Source organism: Flavonifractor sp. An92, assembly GCF_002159175.1.
Lineage (GTDB): Bacteria > Bacillota > Clostridia > Oscillospirales > Oscillospiraceae > Pseudoflavonifractor_A.
Map to the genome: position 1 here is coordinate 81,142 of NZ_NFGZ01000002.1, position 22,817 is coordinate 103,958.

Consider the following 22,817-nt stretch of genomic DNA (forward strand, 5'->3'; position numbering starts at 1 on the left):
CGCCGTCATACGGTCTCCGCGTCCCGTCGGGCGGAGAGCTTGCGCAGGCGGCTGCGCAGGGCGCTGAAGCCGGCGTAGAGGGCGTAGCACACCAGAAGGCAGGTGCAGACATACTTGAGCCAGTCAGGGCCGTTGTGCATCATGGTGTTGGCCGCCGAGATGGAGTGGGTCACCGCGTCATAGTTCAGCACCGGCACGAAGTCGGGGAAGAGCTGGTTGGTGAGATAGCCCACGAAGTTGGAGATGAAAACCACAAGGCCGAAGTACATCAGCATGGCCCGCTTGCCAATGGTGCGGTTGATGGTGATGAGCTCGGAGATGTTGGTGGCCGCGCCGGCCATCAGGAAGGTAATGGCCACGCCGGGGGCGGCGCCGCTGGCCACGATGGCCGCGATGAAGGGGATGTGTCCCACGGCGCAGACGTACATCACGGCGGCGATGACGGTGATGCCCAGCAGGGAGATGAAGCTGGGGTCGCCCAGGTAGCGCTGGATGGCGGTCTGGGGGAAGATGCTGAAGATCAGCGCGGCGGTGAGCATGCCCAGCACGGTGTACTTGCCGATCATCAGGGCCAGCTCGCTGAAGGACCAGCGCAGGCCCATCAGGATGCGGCGGGGCACCGAGGGCTTCTCCATCTCCAGCTGGATGCGCTGGGTGCCGTTGTCCTCCCGCTTCAGATAGAGCTCGTCCCCTGCGAAGTGATTGGCAACGAGACCGATGATCATGGGCGCCACGAAGCCGGTGATGACGTACACGGTGGCGATCTCCGGGCCCAGCAGGCCATAGCAGAGGATGATGGCGATGGGGTTGATCATGGGGGACGAGGTCATAAAGGCCAGCGTGGGCCCCAGATACGCCCCCGAGTGGTACAGGCCGATGCCCAGCGGGATGCTGCCGCAGCTGCAGATGGGGATGAGCATGCCTGTCAGGGTGGCCCACAGCACGCCGGTGGGCTTGGTGGTGCCCAGGTTGCTCTTCTGCAGCGCCTCAGGGGTGAGGAACTCGTGGAGACAGCCGGCCACGATCAGGCTGAGCACCATCCAGTAGGACGCTCCGTTGATCATGTTGACCGCCGACTTCAGCACCGTCCATAAAAAATCGACAAATTCGCTCATGCCGTTTTCAGTGCCTCCTCAAACGCGTTTCGTACCGCGCTCTTGCTCAATTTGGCGATGGCTTTGGCTTCGTTGATGATGAGCATGCTCTTGGAAATCGCACCATATTTGGCGACATATTCCGTATCGACACCGGACTTGTAAATCTTCACATCCACGCGTCCCCGATACTCCACGGCCAGGGATTGGACCAATCCCGCATAGACCTCGCATCACCCACAGGCACTGATGTATTCGATACAAGGATGTTTCATGATTTTTCCTCCTCTTCCAACACAAAACACTAAAATTTACCAGACTATGTAAACGAAAAAATTATACCACCACGATTCTTTATTGAAAAGAAGGGGGGAGACATTATCGAAAAACACAATATCTGGCCAAATTATATAGAAAAAGTTCCATAAAACTAAAAATGGATGGAAGGAACAATTTTGCATAAATCAAGCGGAAGTGCGAAAAAACATGCGCGGTTTTCGGGCGAATTGGCACAAAAAACCCCGGAGCTCTGAGGAGCATCCGGGGTATTGTACGCGCTAGGCGTACTGATAGCGCCTGCGGCAGAGGAGGAAAAACGCCACGGTGACCGCCAGGGCGCACAGCTCGGCGGCCACGATGGCCAGCCACACGCCGTCCAGGCCCAGCAGGAAGGGGAGGAGCAGGATGGCGGCTACCTGGAACACCAGCGTGCGCAGGAAGGAGATGGCGGCCGAGACACCGCCGTTTCCCAGGGCGGTGAAGAAGGCAGAGCCGAAGACGTTGAATCCGCAGAAGAGAAAGGCCAGGGCGTAGATGCGGAATCCGTGGTAGGTCATCTCGGCCAGGGCCGGGTCGTACCCCACAAAGAGGACGGAGAGGGGATGGGAGAGTACTTCCGCCAGGGCGGTCAGCACCAGCGCGCACAGGGCGGTGATGGTGAGGCTTTTGCGGAAGAGGCTGCGCAGCTCGCCGGTGTTTCCGGCGCCGTACTGGTAGCTGATGACCGGGGCGCTGCCGATGGCGTAGCCGAAGAAGATAGCGTTGAAGATGAAGTTGATGTACATCAGTACGCCGTAAGCCGCCACGCCGTCCTCGCCGGCCAGCTCCATGAGCTGGAGGTTGTAGAGGGTGTTCACCACCGAGGAGGACAGGTTGGTCATCAGCTCCGAGGAGCCGTTGGCGCAGGCCCGCAGCAGCGCCCGGGGGGTGAAGGGGGTGCGGGTCAGGCGGAGGAGACTGTCGTTGTTCCGGGCGAAGTAGATCAGGGGCAGGCCGCCGCCCACCACCTGGCTCATCACCGTGGCAAAGGCCGCCCCGGCGAGGCCCCAGCGGAACACCGCCACAAAGAGGGCGTCCAGCACGATGTTGGTCATGCCTGCTCCCACGGTGAACCACAGGCCCAGCCGGGGCTTTTCCGCCGTGACGAAGAAGCTCTGGAAGGCGATCTGGAGCATGTAGGTGGGCTGAAAGACCAGCAGAATGCGGCCGTAGAGGATGCAGTCGTCCAGCATGGAGCCGGTGGCCCCCATGGCCGAGGCGATGGGGCCCACGGCGAAGAAGCCCACCGCGCCCAGCACTACGCCGGTGACGATGGCGGCGTAGATGATGAGGGAGAAGTACTGGTTGGCTCGCTCCCGGCGGCCCTCGCCCAGGGTGATGGCCACCAGGGCGCTGCCGCCGGTGCCGAACATGAAGCCCATGGCGGCGATGCCCATGAGGAAGGGCATGATGAGGTTGATGGCCGCAAAGGGGGTCTTGCCCACAAAGTTGGACACGAACAGCCCGTCCACCACCGTGTAGATGGAGGTAAAGACCATCATGATGACCGACGGCAGCACGAAGCGGATGAGCTTGGAGTAGTCAAAGTGTTCGGAGAGCTGGATCCTCATAGCGGCACATCCTCCAGAAGGGCGTCGGCGCTGCGGCGCAGGTGGGTGAGATAGCGCTGGTTCAGGGCGAGGAAGGTCTCCCGCTCCTCCGGGGTGAAGCGGTCCAGGGCGTCCTCCTCCAGGGCAAAGACCCGGTCCACCGTCTCACCGGCCAGGGCCTGCCCCGCCGGGGTCAGCACCAGGGGCTTGCCCGCCTTGCCGTCGGGGGCGGGGAGCAGCTCCAGATACCCCGCCCGCCGCAGCTGCTGGATGGCGGAGTTGACGGTCTGGCGGCTCAGGCACAGGATAGCGCACAGCTCCGCCTGGGTACAGGGCGCGGTGGACTCCCGCAGGGTATATAAAATCCAAAAAGCGCAGTCGGACAGCTGAAAGCGCCGGGCCAGATGGTGGTAGAATTCGTTGGTCTCTTTATAAACGCGGTTGTAGCGGACCAGCAGGTCCCGCAGCTCAGACATAGGGAGCGCTCCTCTCCATAGATTGTCCGAAATCGGACAGCGGAGAGTATAGTCCGAAATCGGACAAAAGTCAAGGGGCTTCCCCGTGGGCAACAAAAAAGGCCCCCACGGGTCCCGGAGGACCCGCAGGGGCGGAAGGGGGGGAGGGGATCAGCGTTTGTTGGAGCGGCGCCAGATGTGCATCTTTTCGGCGGACTGGATGAGCTCCTCCCGGAACTGGGGGTGGGCCACCGAGATGATCTTCTCGGCCCGCTCCCAGGAGGAGGTGCCCTTCAGATTCACCTTGCCGTACTCGGTCACCAGCCAGTGCAGGTTGGGCCGGGCGTCGGTGACCACCGAGCCCACGTCCAGGGTGGGCTTGATGCGGCTCTCCAGCTGGCCGGTCTTTTTGTTCATAAAGGTAGAGGAGCAGCAGATGAAGCTCTTGCCGCCCTTGGAGAGGTAGGCGCCCAGGACGAAGTCCAGCTGTCCGCCGGCGCCGCTGATCTGACGGATACCGGCCGACTCGGCGTTGATTTGGCCGAAGAGGTCCACGTCCACGGCGTTGTTGATGGAGATGAAGTTGTCCAGCTGGGCGATGGTGCGGGCGTCGTTGGTGTAGTCCACCGGCGCGGCCATGCAGGCGGGGTTGTCGTTGAGGTAGTCGTAGAGCTTCTGAGTGCCCGCGCCGAAGGCGTAGGTCTGGCGGAAGCGGTCGATGGACTTGCACGCGCCGGTGATCTTGCCGGCCATGGCGATGTCCACGAAGGCGTCCACGTACATCTCAGTGTGTACGCCCAGGTCCTTCAGGTCGGACTCGGCGATGAGGGAGCCCACCGCGTTGGGCATGCCGCCGATGCCCAGCTGGAGGCAGGCGCCGTTGGGGATCTCCTCCACGATCAGGCGGGCCACGGCCTGGTCCACCTCGGTGGCGGGGCCGCCGGCGGGCAGCTGGCCCAGCGCGGGAGCGGAGCCCTCCACGATCATGTCCACCTGGTCGATGTGGATGACATGCTCCTTGCCGCCCAGGCACCGGGGCATGTTGGGGTTGACCTCCACCACGATGATCTCAGCCTGCTCGCACATGGCGGTCATGTGGGAGGCGTTGGGGCCGAAGCTGAAGTAGCCGTGGGAGTCCATGGGCGAGACCTGGAAGAAGGCCGCGCGGATGGGAGCCACGTTCTCCCGGTAGTAGCGGGGCAGCTCGGAGTACCGCAGGGGGCAGTAGAAGGTGGAGCCGTCGGCGATCATCTTGCGCTCCACGCCGGACATGTGCCAGGAGTTCCAGGTGAAGTGCTCCGCCACGTCGGGGACCGACATGATGGCGGGCTTGTGGAAGAGGATGCCGCCGCGCACCTTCACGTCGGTCAGCTCCTGATACCGGGCCGCCAGGGCCTGATCCAGCGCCTCGGGGGTGCCGGTGCACCAGCCATAGTCGATCCAGTCGCCGGACCGCACGACCTGGACGGCCTTGTCCGCTGTGGTGAGCTTGCTCTCATACTGGGCCGCGTAATTCATGTTGAGACACCTCGATATTTCTAATCTTCGTTTATTTTTTAACAATCTAGCGAAGCTATTATATCATTCCAGCCGGGTCCTGACAAGAGCGGGGGGAGAAAAATTCCGGTTTCCAACGGGAATGCAGCGGTAAAATCGACAGATGGTGCAGGCGCGGCACGAGAAGCGCGGGTTTTTTGCACGACTTTATTATTTACGCCTCCCGGCAGAGATGGTACAATATAGGGAAAAGAAAGCTGTTTCATCCCAGCCAAGGAGGTTCCCCATGAAGCGACGCATCGTGTCCGCGGCGTTGTCCGCCCTGCTGGCGGCAGCGCTGACCGCCTGTGGTCCGGCCCCTGCCGAGCCCACGGCTACGCCCGAGCCCACCCCCACCGTCACGCCCACGCCCACCCCGGAGCCCACGCCGGAGCCGCTGGTGGACCCGGTGCTCAGCAGCCGGAATTTTGCCGAGACCTACACCGCTGACGACGGCACCGTGGTGCTGACGGTGAGCTATACCCTGCCGGACTTTGAAAATAAGGGGGACTCCAAGGTCCTGACCGCCATCGCCGACTGGTACGAGGAGGAGGGGGAGAGCCTGCTGGACAGCGCCCGGACCCGCTCCGCCGACGCCAAGAGCGACTATGAGGTATCCACCGCCGCCGGAATCGAATTTTCGCCGGTGCTGGAGGAGATCAAGAGCGAGCTGAGCTACCAGAGCGACGGCGTGCTCAGCTTCCGGCGGGAGTTCTACGCCGGCGGCGCGGGCATGGCCCACCCCACCGTGCTGCGGATGGGGGAGCAGTTTGCCCGCACCGACGGACATAAGCTCACCTTTGCCGACTGCGTCACCGACGGCCTGGCCGCTACGGACGTTGCCCTCTCCTACCTGACCACCCACGGAACGGTGGGGGAGCTGGTCTCCGCCGGGACCGTCACCGCCGACGCGGTGGAGGCCGCCTTCCAGCCGGACCACTTCTACCTCACCGAGGAGGGCTTCACCTTCTGGTTCCAGCCGGGCGAGCTGTCCGGCGTGTCGGGGAATTCCCCCATCGAGACGGTGGTCCCCTATTCTGTCTTTGAGGAGCTGCTGCAAGCATGGATCGTATGATGGAACACACCACCCAGCGCCTGCACATCGAGAGCTACGCCAGTGACGGCGCCGGTGTGGCCCGGCTGGACGGCGCGGTGGTCTTTGTGAAGGGCGCCGTCCGGGGCGAGACCTGCCAGGTCTATCTGGACAAGGTGGGCCGCAGTGCCATCTGGGGCCATGTGACGGCGGTGGAGGTGGCCTCCAGCAGCCGCGTGGAGCCGGATTGCCCCTATTACGAGCGCTGCGGCGGGTGCTGCTACCGCCATATGACCTACGCTGAGGAGCTGGAGGCCAAGCGCCAGCGGGTGGAGGACGCCATTCAGCGCATCGGGGGCGTGGACCTGACCGTTCCGCCGGTGCTGGGGGCGGCGCACCCGGAGCGCTACCGCAACAAAGCCCAGTTCCCTGTGGCCCCCGGGCCCCGCATCGGCTTTTACCAGAAGCGGACCCACGCCGTCACCGATGTGGAGGACTGCCTGCTCCAGAGCGAGGCCGCCGCGCGGCTGCGCGCCACCACCCGGAGCTGGATGAAGCAATTCCACATCCCCGCCTATCTGGAGCGCAGCGGCAAGGGTCTGGTGCGCCACGTCTACGTCCGCACCAACCGGAAGGGACAGTCCCTCTACTGCCTGCTCATCAACGGCAGCACTGCCCCACGGCTCACCGAGCTGGTTGGAGCCCTCCGGGCCGCCGAGCCGGGCCTGGTGGGCGTGGTGCTGGGCATCAACGAAAAGCGCAACAACGTCATTCTGGGGGACAGCTACCGCACCCTCTGGGGCCAGGACTACCTGGACGACACCCTGTGCGGGCTCACCTTCCGGCTGTCGGTGCCCTCCTTCTACCAGGTCAACCCCGAGCAGACCGAGGTGCTCTACCGCCAGGCGGCGGAGTACGCCGGCCTCACCGGCGGGGAGACGGTGCTGGACCTCTACTGCGGCATCGGCACCATCGGCCTCACCATGGCCGGGCAGGCCGGGACGGTCATCGGCGCCGAGGTGGTGCCCGAGGCAGTGGAGGACGCCAAACAAAACGCCCAGCGCAACGGCGTCACCAACGCCCGCTTCCTCTGCGGGGACGCGGGGGAGGCCGCCCGTCAGCTGGCCGCGGAGGGGGTGCGCCCCGACGTGGTCTGTGTGGACCCGCCCCGGAAGGGACTGAGCGAGGACGTGGTGGAGACTGTGGCGGAGATGGCGCCGGAGCGGATCGTGTACGTCTCCTGCGACCCGGCCACCCTGGGCCGGGACCTGGAGCGCTTCGCCCGGCGGGGCTACGCCGCCCGGCAGGTCACCGCCGTGGACCTCTTCCCCCGCACCGCCCATGTGGAGACCGTGGTACAGCTGGACCGAATTCCTTCGGATCTATGAGAAAACGCCGCCTGCGAATGCTTCGCAGGCGGCGTTTTTGATCAGGCCGCGGCCAGTTGACGCCGGAAGAGCCGCCGGAACAGCAGGCGGCTCACCGGACCGGCGGCAAAGAGGTTCCAGAGCAGGGCCATGGGGAAGTTTTTCAGCACGGTCCCCACCCAGTAGGCCGGAAGCTGGCTCCAGGACCCGCCGCCCAGCAGCACCGAGAAGAGCACCGCCGCCACTGCGCTCATGGTGGGGCACATGACCAGCACCGTACAGGCCGAGCGGAGCACTACATCGACAAAAGGATTGTCCTCCGGGCGGACCAATTTGGCGGCCAGGGCGTGGCCCAGCCGATTTCCCCACAGATTGGAGAACAGAAACACAAAGATCCACATGTACGCCGCCTCCAGCAGCGCGTCTCCAAAGACCCGGTTGGTCATGGCGGACAGCCCGCCGGACTTCAGCGCCACGTTGTAGACTTCCATCCCGTAGGCCATGGTGATGGACATGAGGAGTCCGAATACGATTCCCTGCAGCTTGGTTTTTGGCATGATGACATCCTTCCTTTCCCAAAGAAAAAGCGTGTAATGACATTCGTCATTACACGCTTTGCGGCATATGTGCTACACGCAAGAATGATTATAGACCCGCGGAGCGGAAAAGTCAAAGGGCCTTTGCGAAATTTTTGCCGCCATCAGGCGAACAGGATGGTGATGACCGTAAAGGCCGCCAGCGAGACCAGCGTATAGAGAGACAGCGCCGTGGAGGCGAAGGCCTTGTGCTCGGTGCCCTTGGCGTAGAGGGGCGCCATGAAGCAGGGGGGCATGCAGAGATAGAGGACCAGGGCGATCTGCTGCTCCCGGACGGTAAACAGGGGCCCCAGCAGGAACCACACGGCGGCCAGCAGCAGGGACTGGAGCACCAGCCGCATCAGCACGGCCAGTCCTGCGGCGGCCAGGACCTGGCGGTCCAGGCGCAGGTCGTACCCCACGCAGAAGAGGATCAGCGCGGACACCGGAGTGGAGAGCATCTCCACCGCCGCCTCGTAGACCGGTCCCACCGGGGAGGCCAGCAGAGCGGGCAGAAGGCCGGTGGCGCCCAGCAGGATGCCTCCGGCCACGCCGTACAGGGCGGGGGCGTGGAGCACCGTGCGCAGCAGCTCCTGCCCGGAGCAGCGGCCCTGTCCGGCTGCGGTGATGAGGGTCAGATAGACCGTGAAGGTGAAGATGCAGTTGGCCATGTCCAGCGCGGCGATGTTGGACAGCGCCGCCGCGCCGCACAGGGAGATGTAGAGGGGATAGGCCATCATGCCGCCCTCGTAGGTGGTGGTGAGGAAGGGCAGGTATACCCCGCGCCCTCCCAGCACCGGGCGAAGCAGGTATCCGGCCAGCAGAGCTGCCGTCAATACCAGGAACATCACGCCGACCAGCACCAGGGTGGCGGGGCTGTACTCGGCGGTGCCCAGGGCGTTGAACAGCGTCACCGGCAGCAGCACGCCGGTGGCCAGCTGCTTGATGCCCTCCATGCCGGACCGGTCAATTACGCCCCGGCGTGCGCAGAACATCCCCAGTCCCAGGACCAGAAAGACCGGCAGCACAATGGCCAGGATCTCCATCCTTACTCCTCCTCAAACAAAACTGTCCCTTTTATACCATAGTTTGATACCGCTGGCAAGGCGGGGCGGGGGCTCAGGGCTGGACCGAGAAGCGGAACACGGTGGTGTGCGCCCAGACCTCTCCGGCCCGCAGGACGGGCTGGGGGAAATTGGCGTGGTGGATGGCGTCGGGGAAGAACTGGGTCTCCAGACACACGCCGTCCCGGGGCTGATAGCTCACGCCGTCCTTGCCGCTGGGGCGGCCGTCCAGATAATTGCCGGTGTAGAGCTGCACGCCGGGGGAGGTGGTCTCCACCTCCATGACGATGCCGGTCTTGGGGGAGGCGAGCTCGGCTGCCGGACGGAGGGTGCCCACGGGGCCGTCCACCACATAATTGTGGTCGTACCCCTTGCCCCAGAGGAGCTGCTGGAAGGGCTCGTCGATGCGGGAGCCCAGAGTGGCGGGGGTGCGGAAGTCCATGGGGGTGTTTTCCACCGGGGCGATCTCGCCGGTGGGGATGGCGGCGTCGTCGGAGGGGGTGTAGCGCTGGGCGTGGAGGGTGAGGACATGGTCCAGAACGCTCCCGGAGGCGTGGCCGCTCAGGTTGAAATAGGTGTGGTTCGTCAGGCTGCACAGGGTGTCCCGGTCGCTGACCGCCCGGTACTGGAGGGTCAGGGTGGTGCCCTCCAGGAGGTAGGTCACCTGGGCGGTGAGGGTGCCGGGGAAGCCCTCCTCCATGTGGGGGCTCACATAGGTGAAGCGCACCCCGCCGGGGACCTCCTCCGCCTTCCACACGCGGGTGGAAAAGTTGGTGGGGCCGCCGTGGAGGTTGTTGGGGCCATCGTTGGTGGCCAGGGGATACTCCACCCCGTTGAGCGAGAAGGAGGCCCCGGCGATGCGGTTGGCATGGCGGCCCACGGTGGCGCCCAGGCACTTGTCGGGGTTGTCCTCATAGTGCTCCAGGGAGCCCAGGCCCAGCACCACGTCCACCGGCTTGCCGTCCCGGCCGGGGACGGTGAGGGACTGGAGGGTGGCTCCATAGGTCAGGATGGTGCAGGAGGCCGCGCCGCTCTCCAGGGTGATGGCCTCCACCGCCTCGCCGGAGCGGGTGGTACCGTAAAAGGTTCGTTTCATGGAAATCTCCTCCCTGCCAAAAGAGGCGGGCCAGGGGCCCGCCTCTGTAAGGTCGTATGAAAATGGATTACTTCAGCTTCCAGGCCAGATCGTTGAGGAAGAGCTGCTGCTCCAGGCCCTCCACGGTGGTGTCCTTGGTGATGTGGACGAACTCGATGTCCATCATGGTGGCCCAGTCCTTCATCTGCTCGGCGGTGACGTCGTAGCTGAGGACGGTGTGGTGGGCGCCGCCGGCGGTGATCCAGCACTCCACGCCGGTGGTCAGGGAGGGCTCGGCCTGCCACATGACACGGGCCACAGGCAGGTTGGGCATGGGCATGATGGGCTTCACGCAGTGGATGTCCTGGCAGATCAGGCGCAGCCGGCCGCCCATGTCGATGAGGGACACCACGATGGCGTCGCCCTCCTTGCCCTCGAACACCAGACGGGCGGGGTCCTCACGGTCGCCGATGCCCAGAGGATGGACCTCGATGCGGGGCTTGGCAGCGGCCACAGAGGGGCAGACCTCCAGCATGTGAGCGCCCAGGCTGTACTCCTGGCCCTTCACCAGATGATAGGTGTAGTCCTCCATGAAGGCGGAAGCGCCGTTGCCGTTCTCGCCCATGGCCTTCATGATGGCAGTCATGGCGGAGACCTTCCAGTCGCCCTCGCCGCCGTAGCCGTAGCCCTGGGCCATCAGGTGCTGGCTGGCCAGACCGGGCAGCTGCTTCATGCCGTAGAGATCCTGGAAGGTGTTGGAGAAGGCCTTGCAGCCCTCGGCGTCCATCATCTTCTTCATGGCGATCTCTTCCCGGGCCTGATAGCGGACGGTCTCGATGTCGTCGGTGGCGAAGTCGTAATTGGCCTTGTAGACGTCCATCAGCTCGTCGATCTCGGCATCGGTGACAGCGTCCATGGTCTCCACCAGCTTGCCCACCGGCCAGGTGTTGACCTGCCAGCCCAGCTTGGCCTGGACCTCGACCTTGTCGCCCTCGGTGACGGCCACTTCGCGCATGTTGTCGCCGAAGCGCATGACCTTCATCTCCTTGGACACGGCCACGCCGATGGCGGCGCGCATCCAGGAGCCCAGGCGCTTCTGCACGTCCTCGTCCTGCCAGTAGCCGGCGATGACCTTGCGGGGCATGCGCAGGCGGGCGGCGATGAAGCCGTGCTCCCGGTCGCCGTGAGCGGCCTGGTTCAGGTTCATGAAGTCCATGTCGATCTCGTCGTTGGGGATCTCACGGTTGTACTGGGTGGCGAAGTGGCAGTAGGGCTTCTGCAGATTCACAAAGCCGTTGATCCACATCTTGGAGGGGGAGAAGGTGTGGCACCAGGTGATGACGCCCAGGCAGTTGTCGTCGTAGTTGGCCTCCTTGACCACGTCGGCGATCTCCTTGTTGGTCTTGGCGGTGACCTTGTAGACCAGCTTGCAGGGCAGGTTGCCGGAGGCGTTCAGCTTGTCGGCCATCTCAGCGGCGCGGGCGGCCACGGTATCCAGAACCTCGGGGCCGTACAGGAACTGACTGCCGACCACGAACCAGAATTCTTTATTGTTCATGTTGGATCAACCTCGCTTTTCGAAAAGATAAATCAGATGTGCTCCACAGCGGAGCGCTCCACCGCGAGACCGGCGGAGTAACGGCGGATGAAGGCGTTGAAGCCCTCCACGTCGGCGGCCTCGGGGGAGAGGGTGGTCACCGGCTGACCGGCAAAGACCTCGTTCTCCAGATAGTCCTCCAGGGTCTGGCCCTCAGCCTTGCGCACCCGGTAGGCGGCCAGCAGAGCCATGCCCCAAGGTCCGCCCTCGCCGGCGGTCTCCATGACACTCACCGGCGCGCCGGCAGCGGCGGCCATGATGCGCTGACCCACCACGGGGGTCTTGAAGAAGCCGCCGTGGCCCAGCAGACGGTCCAGAGCTACATGCTCCCCGGCCAGGATGTCCATGCCCAGCTTCAGGGTGGCCAGGGCGGAGTAGAGCTGCGCCCGCATGAAGTTGGCGAAGTCCAGGGTGGCCTCGGGGGAGCGGACCAGCAGGGGACGGCCCTCCTCCAGGCCGGTGATGGGCTCGCCGGACAGGTAGTTGTACAGCACCAGGCCACCAGCGTCGGCCGCGCCCTGCGCCGCCGACTGGAACATGGCGGTGTAGAGGGCGTTCATGTCGGGAGTCTGACCCAGAGCGGTCAGCAGGCCCTGGAACACATTGGCCCAGGCGTTGATCTCGTTGGTGCAGTTGTTGCAGTGGACCATGGCCACCGGCTTGCCGGTGGGGGTGGTCACCATATCGATCTCCGGATAGACCTTGGAGAGGGCCTTCTCCAGCACGATCATGGCAAAGACGCTGGTGCCGGCGGAGACGTTGCCGGTGCGCTCGGCCACGGCGTTGGTGGCGGTCATGCCGGTGCCCGCGTCGCCCTCGGGGGGGCAGAGGGGGATGCCGGCCTGGAGGGACCCAGTGGGGTCCAGGAGCTTGGCGCCCTCGGCGGTGAGGGTGCCGGCGTCCTCGCCGGCGCTGAGCACGCCGGGCAGGATGTCCCGCAGCTTCCAGGGATAGCCACCCTCGGAAGCCAGGGCGTCAAAGGAAGCCAGCATGCCCGCGTCGTAGTCACACTTGGTGCTGTCGATGGGGAACATGCCGCTGGCCTCGCCCACGCCCAGGACCTTGCGCCCGGTGAGCTTGTAGTGGACGTAGCCGGCCAGGGTGGTGAGATAGGCGATGTCCTTCACATGGGCCTCGCCGTTGAGCATCGCCTGATAGAGATGGGCGATGGACCACCGCTGGGGGATGTTGAACTGGAAGCGCTGGGTGAGGGCCTCGGCGGCCTGACCGGTGATGGTGTTGCGCCAGGTGCGGAAGGGGACCAGCAGCTGGTCGTCCTTGCCCAGGGCCACATAGCCGTGCATCATGGCCGAGAAGCCCATGGCGGCCACTTTGGTCAGCGCCACGCCGTACTTGGCGGCCACGTCGGCCTTCAGCTTGGCGTAGGCATCCTGAAGACCGGCCCACACGTCCTCCATATGATAGGTCCACACCCCGTCCTCCAGCCGGTTCTCCCAGCCGTGGTCGCCCGAGGCGATGGGGGCGTGGTCGCTGCCGATGAGCACCGCCTTGATGCGGGTGGAGCCCAGCTCAATGCCCAGATAAGTCTGACCGGCGGCGATCTGTTCCTTGATTACCGTTTGATCCATGCAAATAACCCCTTTTACGACGCTCCGGCCGGAGGCTCGTCGCCCTCGTCGTCGTCATCCGACTCGTAGGGCAGACGGTACTCGCCCCGGATCAGGGCGCGGATGGAGAAGAAACAAAGGAGCGCACCCACCACCAAAAACACCACGGCGGCCGGTAGGAAGAGGAAGTTTTCCTCTCCGCGCAGGGCCCCGGCGGCGGCGCCGCGCAGGTCCCAGGCCAGGTAGATCAGGTATGCCCCGCACAAGGCGCGCAGGATCAGGCTGATCTGGGGCGGACGGTGTTTGGTGGGGGTGCGTTCCATGTGGTTCCTCCTTATGTGACGGACGGGATTAACCCTTCTTGCGCTTGCTCAGCAGGTCGATGGTCACGGCGCCCAGCAGGACGGCGCCCTTGACGATCTTCTGCACGTTGGTGTCGAAGCCGGCCAGAGACATGCCGTTGTTCAGCACGCCCATGATCAGAGCGCCGACCACAGCGCCGATGATGGTGCCCACGCCGCCGGAGGTGGCAGCGCCGCCGATGTAGCAGGAGGCGATGGCGTCCATCTCGAACTGGTCGCCGGCCTTGGGGGTGGCGGAAGCGTTACGGGCGGAGAGGACGATGCCGGCCACGCCGCACAGCAGGCCCATGTTGGCGTAGACCCAGAAGAACACCTTCTCGGTGTTGATGCCGCTCAGGCGGGCAGCCTTGGCGTTACCGCCCATGGCGTAGATCTGACGGCCGGCCACGGTCTGGGTGGTGATGAAGTGGTAGATGCCGACCACGATAGCCAGCAGGATGAGGAGCACAGGCACGCCGCTGAAGCAGGCCAGCTTGTAGAAGAAGAAGAACTCGATGCCGATGATGACGGCGTCCTTGATGATCAGCTGCCAGGTGGGGACCATGGGCAGGCCGTGCTTCTTGGTGGTGGCGATGTTCTTGATCTCGGCCAGGACGATGAGGACGGCCACCACGATGGCGATGGCGATGCTCACCAGATCCACGCCGCTGGCGCCGTCCACGGCGCCGACCTTGATGGTGGGCAGGAAGCCGGTGGAGATCCAGTTGTAGTCAGCGGGCAGGGGGCCCTTGGTCTGGGACTGGAGGATGACGTAGCAGATGCCGCGGCCCATCAGCATGGTGGCCAGGGTCACGATGAAGGGGGGGATGGCCAGCTTGGACACGAAGAAGCCGACGAACACGCCGAAGAGGGCGCCCACGGCCAGAGCGGCCAGCATGGCCACGGGGGTGCTGACGCCGAAGTCCACGATCAGGGTACCGGCCACAGCGCCGCAGGAGGCGACGACCGAGCCGACGCCCAGGTCCACGTTACCGGTCAGAACACACAGCAGCATACCGACAGCCAGGATGATGACGTAGCCGTTCTGCATGATCAGGTTGTTGACGTTGATGGCGGAGAGGTTCTTGCCGCCGGTGAGCGCGGCAAAGATGAGATACACGGCGATGAGGGCCAGCACCATGCCGTATTGCTTCATGCTCAGGTTGACTTTCTTGCTGGCGGGGGCAGTCTTGACAGCAGTGTTTTCCATTATGCATCTCCCTTTCTGTTATGCGCCATGATGCAGCCCATGATGGCCTCCTGGGTGATCTCGTCGCCGGACAGCTCGCCGGCGATCTCGCCCTCATTGAGGACGTAGGTGCGGTCACAGGTGCCGATGATCTCGGGCATTTCGGAGGAAATGATGATCACGGCCTTGCCGGCCTTGGCCAGCTCATTGATGACGCAGTAGATCTCGTACTTGGCGCCCACGTCGATGCCGCGGGTGGGCTCATCCAGGATGAGCACGTCGGGCTGGGTGAGCATCCACTTGGCCAGAACCACCTTCTGCTGGTTACCGCCGGAGAGGGAACCCACGGCCTGATCCACCGAGGTGGTCTTAACATTGATGAGGTTGCGGTACTCTTCGGCCTTCAGAGCCTCGTTGTGATGATCCACCACGCCGTTGTGGGAGAAGAAGTTGGACAGGGCGGAGAGGGTCATGTTGAACTTGATGCTGTCGATGAGCACCAGGCCGTAGGTCTTACGGTCCTCGGAGACGTAGGCCAGCTTGTTGTTGATGGCCTGACGGACGTTCTTCATCTCCACCGGGCGGCCGTTCATCAGTACCTGGCCGGAGATCTTCTGGCCGTAGGAGTGGCCGAACAGGCTCATGGCGAGCTCCGTACGTCCCGCGCCCATCAGGCCGGCCAGACCCACGACCTCGCCGGCGCGGACCTTGATGTTGATGTTCTTGAGCACCTGGCGGTGGGCGTCATCGGGGTGATAGACGTTCCAGTCCTTGACCTCGAAGATCACGTCGCCGATGGGGCAGTTCTCACGCTTGGGGTAGCGGTTGGTCAGCTCACGGCCAACCATGCCCTTGATGATGCGGTCCTCGGAGAAGTCATCCACGCCCTTGTGCAGGGTCTCGATGGTGTGACCATCGCGGATGATGGTGATGGAGTCGGCCACATAGCTGATCTCGTTGAGCTTGTGGGAGATGATGATGCAGGTCATGCCCTGCTTCTTCAGCTGAAGCATCAGTTCCAGCAGCTGGGCGGACTCCTTGTCGTTCAGAGCGGCGGTGGGCTCGTCCAGGATCAGCAGGTCGGCCTTCTTGCCCAGGGCCTTGGCGATCTCGATGAGCTGCTGCTTGCCCACGCCCAGGGAGTTGACGGGGACGTTGACATTCTCATGCTCCAGACCCACGCGGGCCAGAAGCTCCTGCGCTTCCCGGCGGGTGGCGGTCCAGTCGATGATGCCGCCCTTCTTGCGCTCGTTGCCGATAAAGACGTTCTCGGCGATGGAGAGGAAGGGGCTCAGGGCCAGCTCCTGGTGGATGATGACGATGCCCTTGTGCTCGCTGTCCTTGATGCTGTGGAACTTGCAGACCTCGCCGTTGTAGACGATGTCGCCGCTGTACTCACCATAGGGATACACGCCGGAGAGCACGTTCATCAGGGTGGACTTGCCGGCGCCGTTCTCACCGCAGATGGCCATGATCTCTCCGGGCTTGACCTTCAGGTTGACGTCGTCCAGGGCCCGCACACCGGAGAACTCCTTGACGATGTGGTTCATTTCCAGGATGTATTCGGACATTCTCTCAACTCCTTCTTACACACATCTCGCGCTTTCCTGCCGGGGCACATCTGAAAGGCGGGCGGCCGGACGCCGCGGACCATTCAGATACGCCCCGGGAGAGAGAAAGAAAGGGGCGGCGGCAGACTGCCGCCGCCCCTCATTCGACTCGATGTTAAGCTGTGAACTTGGATTAGCCAGCCAGCTCCTCGGCGGTGTAGTAACCGCCGTCCACCAGCAGCTCCTCATAGTTGTTGACATCGACGGCCTGCGGGGTGCACAGGTAGGAGGGAACCACGAACACGCCGTTGTCGTAGGTCTCAGTGTCGTTGATCTCGGGCTCGGAGCCGGTCACCACGGCGTTGACCATGGTCACGCACTTCTCAGCCAGCAGGCGGGTGTCCTTGTAGATGGACATGGTCTGCTTGCCGGAGATGATGTTCTTAACAGCCATCAGCTCAGCGTCCTGGCCGGTGATGAGGGGCCAGTTGGCCTCGGTGTAGCCGGCGCCCTCCAGAGCGGAGCGGATGCCGTAGGAGAAGCCGTCGAAAGCGGAGCAGGCGATGTCCAGATCTTCGTCAGCGTAGAAGCCGGACAGGTAGTTCTCACACCACTGCTGAGCAGTCTCCTGGCTCCAGCGGAGGATACAGGTCTCCTCGAAGGAGGTACGGCCGGTCTTGCAGACCAGGGTGCCGTCGTCCAGGTAGGGCTGCAGGACTTCCATGATGCCCTGATACAGCAGCACGGCGTTGTTGTCGTCGGGGGAGCCCATGAAGAACTCGATGGTGTAGCTCTCACCGGCAGCGCGGGCGGCCTCCAGGTCCTTGGCATCCACGATGTAGTTGGCGATGGCGGTGCCAACACCCTTGTTATCGAAGGAAGCGTAGTAGGAGACAGCGTCGGTGTCCATCAGCAGACGGTCATAGGCGATGATGGGGATACCAGCGGTCTTGGCCTGAGCCTCGACGGTGGTCAGAGCGCCGGAGTCAACGGCGGCGATGACGATACAGTCGACCATCTGGGCCACGAAGTTCTCGATCTGGGAGACCTGCTGCTGGGGATCGTCCTCAGCGTACTGGAGCAGGACCTCGTAGCCGAGGGCCTCCAGCTGGGCCTTCATGTTGTCGCCGTCCTTGATCCAGCGCTCGGAGGACTGGGTGGGCATGGCGATGGCGACGGTCTTGCCCTCGCCGGGCTTGTCGGTCTCGCCGCCGGTGGTGGTCTCAGTGCCGGGGTTGGTGGACTCACTGGGAGTGGAGCCGGTTTTCTCGCCGCAGGCGGCCAGGGACAGGACCATGGCCAGCGCGAGAAGCAGAGCGAAAAGTTTCTTCATTTCAGTACTCTCCTTTTCCGTTTTGGTTTGCGTGTTACCCGTGGGAGACCCGCGCTGCCGGGCGCCCCGTTGGGTTTCTTCGGTTGAAAGTATACCTCTGGGTTTGGGCGATGTCAATAATTTGTGCGCATAAATGGCAATTTCGTTTCTCTAAACAATACAAATCGGCGGCATGGTGGGAGCTAAAAAGCGTACAAACTTTTTGAACCTGACCAATAAGTTCTCTATTATTTTTCAATAGATGAAAAATAGGCACAAAACGGATTTGTTAAAAAAATAACAACTGCCAAATACCCCGGAAAAGCCTTCGTGGAAATAGATAAAATAGGGGGGCGGTGGGGAGAGCATACTGACAAAATGCGAAATACGGCGGGTAAAATTTGGCTATCAACGCTTAAATTCGTCCGCTTGTACGGGTGCCCTCCAAACAAATTCTGATATTTGTATCGGAGGGCGGAAAAGAAAAGCAGACAAAATAACAGACAAATTTCGCTTCGTCCATTGTATTTTGAAATGGGATATGATATAGTGGTTGCAATCAGGGAGCCCCGGAAGGAGAGATGGACATGGCAGCCAAATACCAGGAGATCGCGGAGCTGATCCGCGGGCGCATCCTCAGCGGCTATTTTGGGGAGCGTTCCCTCCTGCCCACAGAGCAGGAATTCTGTCAGGAATTCCAGGTCAGCCGGCAGACCGTCCGGCAAGCCCTGTCTGTCCTGGTCAGCCAGGGGCTCATCGAAAAGCGCCAGGGCAGCGGCTCACACATCCGGGACCTGTCCCAGCCGGTGCTGCCTCCCCAGCGGTCCATCGCGGTCGTGACGACTTATATCGGAGACTACATCTTCCCCTCCATCCTCCGGGAGATCGAGACGGTGCTGGCCGCCAACAACAGCGCCCCCGTCCTCTTCGCCACCCAGAACCAGGTGGCCAATGAGCGGCGCATCCTCCAGCGGCTCATCAATCAGCCTCTGGATGGCGTGCTGGTGGAGGGCACCAAGACCGCGCTGCCCAACCCCAACCTGGACCTCTACCGCAAGCTCATCGCCAAAGGGGTCCCCATCCTCTTCATGCACTGCAACTATCCGGAGCTCACCGGCACCCTCTCGGTGCTGGACGACAATTACGGCGGCGGCCGCCAGCTGGTGGAGTACCTCTACCGCAAGGGGCACCGCCGCATCGCCGGTATCTTTAAAAATGACGATATCCAGGGCCATCAGCGCTACGCCGGCTACGCCGCCGCGCTGCGGGAGTACGACCTGCCCATGGAGGACGGACAGATCTTCTGGTATGGGACCGAATTCAAGGAGCGCCTCCTGGCCGGCGGCTCCACCGAGGAGCTGGAGGCGGTGCTCACCGACTGCACCGCCGTGGTGTGCTACAACGACGAGATCGCCAACCGTCTGGTGACCCAGCTGGTGAAGCGGGGAGTCAAGATCCCCGAGGAGATGGCGGTGGTCAGCTTCGATAACAGCCAGTACAGCGAGATGGCCCCCCTGCGCATCACGTCCCTCTCTCACGGACAGTACAATGTGGGGCGCATGTCGGCCGAGCTCCTCTTCCGCTGGATGGAGGGGCAGAGCTGCCAGCCCATGGTGTCCCCCTGGGTGCTGGTGGAGAAAGAGACCAGCTGATTTTGTACATGAGAAAAGCCCCCGCGTCCAATGGACGCGGGGGCTTTGTGTTTTGGGCCTCACCGGGCGGAGAGGATGCGCACCGCCGTGCCATAGGCAGTGAGTTCCGCCGCGCTCTGCATGAGGGAGGAGCTGGCGTAGCGGATGTTCAGCACCGCGTCCGCCCCCAGGGCCTCCGCCTCGTCCACCATGCGCTTGGTGGCGATCTGGCGGGCCTGATTCAGAAGGTCGGTGTAACCCTCGATCTCACCGCCCACCAGGGTCTTCATGCCCGCCATAAAATCCTTGCCGAAGTTTTTCGCCTGGACCACGCTGCCCTTTACTAGGCCCAGCGCCTCCACTTCCTTCCCGGGAATGTGGTCAATATTGAGAAGCAGCATCTTCTTCTCCTCCTTTGATCTGCCGGATGCGCTGGCGCAGGGCCAGCAGCACCCCGATGATGAATACCAGGGGAATGGCCGCGAATACCACGATGAGGACCATAGGCGGCGCCTCCTCCGGGCTGATGGTGAAGCCCCAGATCATCAGGGCCATCAGCCCCACCATCAACAGCACGAACACCGCTGCGGCCACCACCGGGCCCACATACCGCTGCCCGGTGTCCTGCTTGTGTACGTTCATGAATCGCGTCCCCTCCTGTTCCATATGGGCCATGTCCTCCAGCCAGGCCTGGGCGTCCAGGCCGGTGTAGGGCACGCCCGCGTCGGCCAGCTTGGCGCACAGGGCCTCCATGGTGTTCAGGTTGTCCTGGGCCCGGCGGAGCTGGATGATGTGGCGGCGGAGCACGTCCTCCAGGGTGAGCAGTCCGCTCTGGAGCTTGCCGATCTCCTCCAGCGGCACGTCCAGCTTCCGCAGGAGCTTGATCTTCCGCAGCGTCTCCACATCCTCGTCCCCGTAGTCCCGGTAGCCGTTGCGGCTGTCCCGCCGGGGAGAGAGCAGGCCCTCCGCCTCATAGAATCGGATGTTGCGCTTGGTGATGCCCACCAGCTCCTCGACCTCATTGATTTTCAACGGCGTCGTCCCCCTCTCTTCGGGTCCATGATATACCTTGCATCCGGTGGAAGGTCAAGTATTTTTTTCGAAGGCCGAAAAAACCCCGCGGCGGAGTTCCGCCGCGGGGAAGAAAGGGCTCAGTTGCACTTGGAGTAACCGCACTCCCGGCAGGTGACACAGCCGCCCTCATGCTCCAGACGGCTGCCGCACTCGGGGCAGTACTTGGCCAGCTTGGCCTGGGCGGGGGTCATGTCCACCGGGGCGGAGGGTGCCAGCGGCTCCGGCGGCGTGGGGAGGGTCCCGGTCTGGGTGGCCTTCAGAACCTTCTCCAGGCTGCGGGCAATGGCATCGGGGCAGGAGGTGACGGTGACGTCGCTCTGCCGCAGGCAGGAGGGGCAGCGGATGCCCCGCAGCTGCTGGATGATCTCACGGGGGTCCATGCCGCTGCGGATGCCGATGCTGACCAGACGGGCGGTGGCCTCGCTCTGGCTGGGGCAGCCGCCGGCCCGGCCGGTGTTGGTGAACACCTCGCAGATGCCGTTCTCATCGTAGTTCACGGTGACATAGAGATTTCCACAGCCGATGTGGACTTTTTCCGTAAAACCGGTGGTCACGGTGGGGCGGGGCCGGGGCTGGATGGAGCCGTAGGGGGGCATAGCGCAGTCGGGACAGGCGGGCGCGGAGGCGGAGGCGTTCACCTCGCCGATGTTCAGCACCTGCTCGCTGCGGGAGCCGTCCCGGTAGATAGTGGTGCCCTTGCACCCCAGCTTCCAGGCCAGCTGGTAGACCTCCGCCACATCCTTCCGGGTGGCCGAGTTGGGGAAGTTCACCGTCTTGCTCACCGCGTTGTCGGTGAAGGACTGGAACGCGGCCTGCATCCGGACGTGCCACTGGGGGGAGATGTCATGGGCGCAGACGAACACCCGGCGCAGCTGCTCCGGGAGGGCCTCCACATGGGCCAAGGTGCCCTGCTGGGCAATCTGGTGGATCAGCTCGTCGGACAGGAGCCCCCGCTCCTCCAGCGCGGCGCGGAGGATAGGGCTGCTCTCCACCAGGTGGGTGCCGTCCATGATGTTGCGGATATAGGCGTAGGCGAACACCGGCTCCACGCCGCTGCTTACCCCGGCGATGATGGAGAGGGTGCCGGTGGGGGCGATGGTGGTGACGGTGGCGTTGCGCAGAGGCTCCCCGTTCTGATAGACGCTCTCATGGAAGAGCGGGAAGGGACCCCGGACCTTGGCCAGAGCGCGGCTGGCGGCGTGGCCCTCCCGCTGGACGAAGGACATGATGGCCTTGGCGGTCTCCACGCCCTCCTCCGAGTCGTAGGGCACCCCCAGCAGCAACAGGAGGTCCGCAAAGCCCATGACGCCCAGGCCGATCTTCCGGGTCAGGCGGGTCACCCGGTCGATCTCCGGCAGGGGATAGCGGTTGACCTCGATGACGTTGTCCAGGAAGTGGACGGCGGTGTGGATGGTGTCCTTGAGCTTGTCCCAGTCGATGGCATAGCCCTCGGGGCTCTTTTTCGCGTGGTTGACCAGGTTGATGGAGCCCAGGTTGCAGGCCTCATAGGGCAGCAGAGGCTGCTCTCCGCAGGGATTGGTGGACTCAATCTCGCCCATGGAGGGCACCGGGTTGTCCCGGTTGAGCCGGTCCAGGAACACGATGCCCGGCTCACCGGTGCGCCAGGCCGAGTCCACGATGGCCTCGAACACGGCGCGGGCGTTGCGCCGGGCGGTCACCTTTCCGGTGGAGGGGTCCACCAGGTCGTACTCGGCTCCGGCTTCCACCGCGCGCATGAACTCCTCGGTGATGCCCACCGAGAGGTTGAAGTTGGTGATCTGGCTGGTGTCGTTCTTGCAGGTGATGAAGTCCAGAATGTCCGGGTGGTCCACCCGCAGGATGCCCATGTTGGCGCCCCGGCGGGTTCCGCCCTGCTTCACCGCCTCGGTGGCGGCATTAAAGACCTTCATAAAGGAGATGGGGCCGCTGGCCACGCCGCCGGTGGAGTTCACCGCCGAGCCGCTGGGACGCAGGCGGGAGAAGGAGAAGCCGGTGCCGCCGCCGCTCTTGTGAATGAGAGCGGCGTACTTGATGGCGTCGAAGATCTCCTCCATGGAGTCCCCCACCGGCAGCACGAAGCAGGCCGACAGCTGGCCCAGCGGCCGCCCGGCGTTCATCAGGGTGGGTGAGTTGGGCAGAAAGTCCAGCTCCGACATGAGGCGGTAGAACCGCTCCGCCGTGGCGGTGGTGTCGGCACCCGGGTCCAGAATGCCGTCCGCCGCTGCGATGGCGTCCGCCACCCGGTGAAAGAGCCCGTCCACCGTCTCGGTGGGCCGGCCCTCGGCATCCCTTATGAGATAGCGCCGCTCCAGCACGGCGCGGGCATTTTCGCTGATGGACATGTGTTCCGCTCCCCTCTCATTCCGTATCGCATGAGTGACATACCACATATTGTAGCACCGAAAAAATTTTAAGCAAGATATTGACAGAGTATACAGCCCGGACAAAACCTGTTATAATCATACCGTGTCCCTTGCGGCGCAAGGAG

At 63.5% G+C, this 22,817-nt stretch carries 19 protein-coding genes and 1 pseudogene; 3 read left to right on the plus strand and 17 right to left on the minus strand.

Annotation, left to right across the window (positions count from 1 at the left end; all coding sequences use genetic code 11):
- Positions 1-5: 5 nt before the first annotated feature.
- The 5 genes and pseudogenes from saoE to B5G43_RS02055 form a co-directional block, all read right to left on the minus strand.
- A complete protein-coding gene (gene saoE, locus B5G43_RS02035; RefSeq protein ID WP_087258580.1) occupies positions 6-1,115 on the minus strand; it encodes an efflux transporter SaoE in 1,110 nt (369 codons plus the stop codon).
- Positions 1,112-1,315 (minus strand): annotated as a pseudogene (saoT, locus tag B5G43_RS02040) (thioredoxin-like (seleno)protein SaoT); the annotation flags it as partial. The gene saoE and the pseudogene saoT, both read right to left, overlap by 4 nt.
- A 336-nt stretch (positions 1,316-1,651) precedes the next feature.
- Positions 1,652-2,983 carry an MATE family efflux transporter gene (locus B5G43_RS02045; RefSeq protein WP_087258587.1) on the minus strand — a complete coding sequence of 444 codons (1,332 nt, stop codon included), beginning with the start codon at positions 2,981-2,983 and terminating at the stop codon, positions 1,652-1,654.
- Positions 2,980-3,438, minus strand: a complete 459-nt coding sequence (locus tag B5G43_RS02050) for a MarR family transcriptional regulator (RefSeq protein WP_087258591.1) — start codon at positions 3,436-3,438, stop codon at positions 2,980-2,982. The genes B5G43_RS02045 and B5G43_RS02050 overlap by 4 nt, the downstream gene beginning before the upstream one ends.
- A gap of 150 nt (positions 3,439-3,588) precedes the next feature.
- Positions 3,589-4,935: a butyryl-CoA:acetate CoA-transferase gene (locus B5G43_RS02055; RefSeq protein WP_087258594.1), complete on the minus strand. Its 1,347-nt coding sequence runs from the start codon at positions 4,933-4,935 to the stop codon at positions 3,589-3,591.
- A 265-nt stretch (positions 4,936-5,200) separates the two neighbouring features.
- On the opposite strand from B5G43_RS02055, the gene B5G43_RS02060 reads away from it, so the two are divergent.
- Positions 5,201-6,028: a DUF3298 and DUF4163 domain-containing protein gene (locus tag B5G43_RS02060; RefSeq protein ID WP_087258597.1), complete on the plus strand. Its 828-nt coding sequence runs from the start codon at positions 5,201-5,203 to the stop codon at positions 6,026-6,028.
- On the plus strand, positions 6,016-7,374 hold the full coding sequence (gene rlmD, locus B5G43_RS02065) for a 23S rRNA (uracil(1939)-C(5))-methyltransferase RlmD (RefSeq protein ID WP_087258600.1): 1,359 nt from the start codon (positions 6,016-6,018) through the stop codon (positions 7,372-7,374). Before B5G43_RS02060 ends, rlmD begins: the two co-directional genes overlap by 13 nt.
- Before the next feature lie 41 nt (positions 7,375-7,415).
- Here the strand turns inward: rlmD and B5G43_RS02070 are convergent, their stop codons facing one another.
- The 9 genes from B5G43_RS02070 to B5G43_RS02110 all read right to left on the minus strand — a co-directional run bounded on the left by B5G43_RS02070 (position 7,416) and on the right by B5G43_RS02110 (position 17,645).
- Entirely contained in the window at positions 7,416-7,910 is a 495-nt protein-coding gene (locus tag B5G43_RS02070; protein ID WP_087258603.1) for a hypothetical protein, read from the minus strand.
- Positions 7,911-8,053: 143 nt separating this feature from the next.
- Positions 8,054-8,974, minus strand: a complete 921-nt coding sequence (locus B5G43_RS02075; protein ID WP_087258607.1) for an AEC family transporter — start codon at positions 8,972-8,974, stop codon at positions 8,054-8,056.
- Between the two features lie 73 nt (positions 8,975-9,047).
- Positions 9,048-10,088 (minus strand): aldose epimerase family protein, encoded by a 1,041-nt coding sequence (locus tag B5G43_RS02080; RefSeq protein WP_087258610.1) that lies wholly within the window; start codon positions 10,086-10,088, stop codon positions 9,048-9,050.
- A gap of 67 nt (positions 10,089-10,155) precedes the next feature.
- A complete protein-coding gene (araA, locus tag B5G43_RS02085; RefSeq protein ID WP_087258613.1) occupies positions 10,156-11,625 on the minus strand; it encodes an L-arabinose isomerase in 1,470 nt (489 codons plus the stop codon).
- A gap of 32 nt (positions 11,626-11,657) precedes the next feature.
- Complete coding sequence (locus B5G43_RS02090) at positions 11,658-13,253, minus strand: FGGY-family carbohydrate kinase (protein WP_087258616.1); 1,596 nt, start codon at positions 13,251-13,253, stop codon at positions 11,658-11,660.
- A gap of 14 nt (positions 13,254-13,267) precedes the next feature.
- Positions 13,268-13,555 (minus strand): hypothetical protein, encoded by a 288-nt coding sequence (locus tag B5G43_RS02095; protein WP_087258620.1) that lies wholly within the window; start codon positions 13,553-13,555, stop codon positions 13,268-13,270.
- 28 nt (positions 13,556-13,583) lie between these two features.
- Positions 13,584-14,783: a multiple monosaccharide ABC transporter permease gene (gene mmsB, locus B5G43_RS02100; RefSeq protein WP_087258623.1), complete on the minus strand. Its 1,200-nt coding sequence runs from the start codon at positions 14,781-14,783 to the stop codon at positions 13,584-13,586.
- Positions 14,783-16,333: a multiple monosaccharide ABC transporter ATP-binding protein gene (mmsA, locus tag B5G43_RS02105; protein ID WP_087258625.1), complete on the minus strand. Its 1,551-nt coding sequence runs from the start codon at positions 16,331-16,333 to the stop codon at positions 14,783-14,785. Before mmsA ends, mmsB begins: the two co-directional genes overlap by 1 nt.
- Before the next feature lie 172 nt (positions 16,334-16,505).
- Positions 16,506-17,645 carry a sugar-binding protein gene (locus B5G43_RS02110; protein ID WP_087258628.1) on the minus strand — a complete coding sequence of 380 codons (1,140 nt, stop codon included), beginning with the start codon at positions 17,643-17,645 and terminating at the stop codon, positions 16,506-16,508.
- A gap of 566 nt (positions 17,646-18,211) precedes the next feature.
- Here B5G43_RS02110 and B5G43_RS02115 point away from each other — a divergent pair.
- Positions 18,212-19,276 (plus strand): GntR family transcriptional regulator, encoded by a 1,065-nt coding sequence (locus B5G43_RS02115; RefSeq protein ID WP_087258630.1) that lies wholly within the window; start codon positions 18,212-18,214, stop codon positions 19,274-19,276.
- Between the two features lie 59 nt (positions 19,277-19,335).
- Here the strand turns inward: B5G43_RS02115 and B5G43_RS02120 are convergent, their stop codons facing one another.
- The 3 genes from B5G43_RS02120 to B5G43_RS02130 form a co-directional block, all read right to left on the minus strand.
- The gene (locus B5G43_RS02120; protein WP_087258633.1) at positions 19,336-19,656 is read right to left on the minus strand and encodes a YbjQ family protein; all 321 of its coding nucleotides are present in this window, start codon (positions 19,654-19,656) and stop codon (positions 19,336-19,338) included.
- Complete coding sequence (locus B5G43_RS02125; RefSeq protein WP_087258636.1) at positions 19,637-20,287, minus strand: MerR family transcriptional regulator; 651 nt, start codon at positions 20,285-20,287, stop codon at positions 19,637-19,639. Before B5G43_RS02125 ends, B5G43_RS02120 begins: the two co-directional genes overlap by 20 nt.
- 119 nt (positions 20,288-20,406) lie before the next feature.
- Positions 20,407-22,671 (minus strand): vitamin B12-dependent ribonucleotide reductase, encoded by a 2,265-nt coding sequence (locus tag B5G43_RS02130; protein WP_087258639.1) that lies wholly within the window; start codon positions 22,669-22,671, stop codon positions 20,407-20,409.
- Between the last annotated feature and the right edge of the window lie 146 nt (positions 22,672-22,817).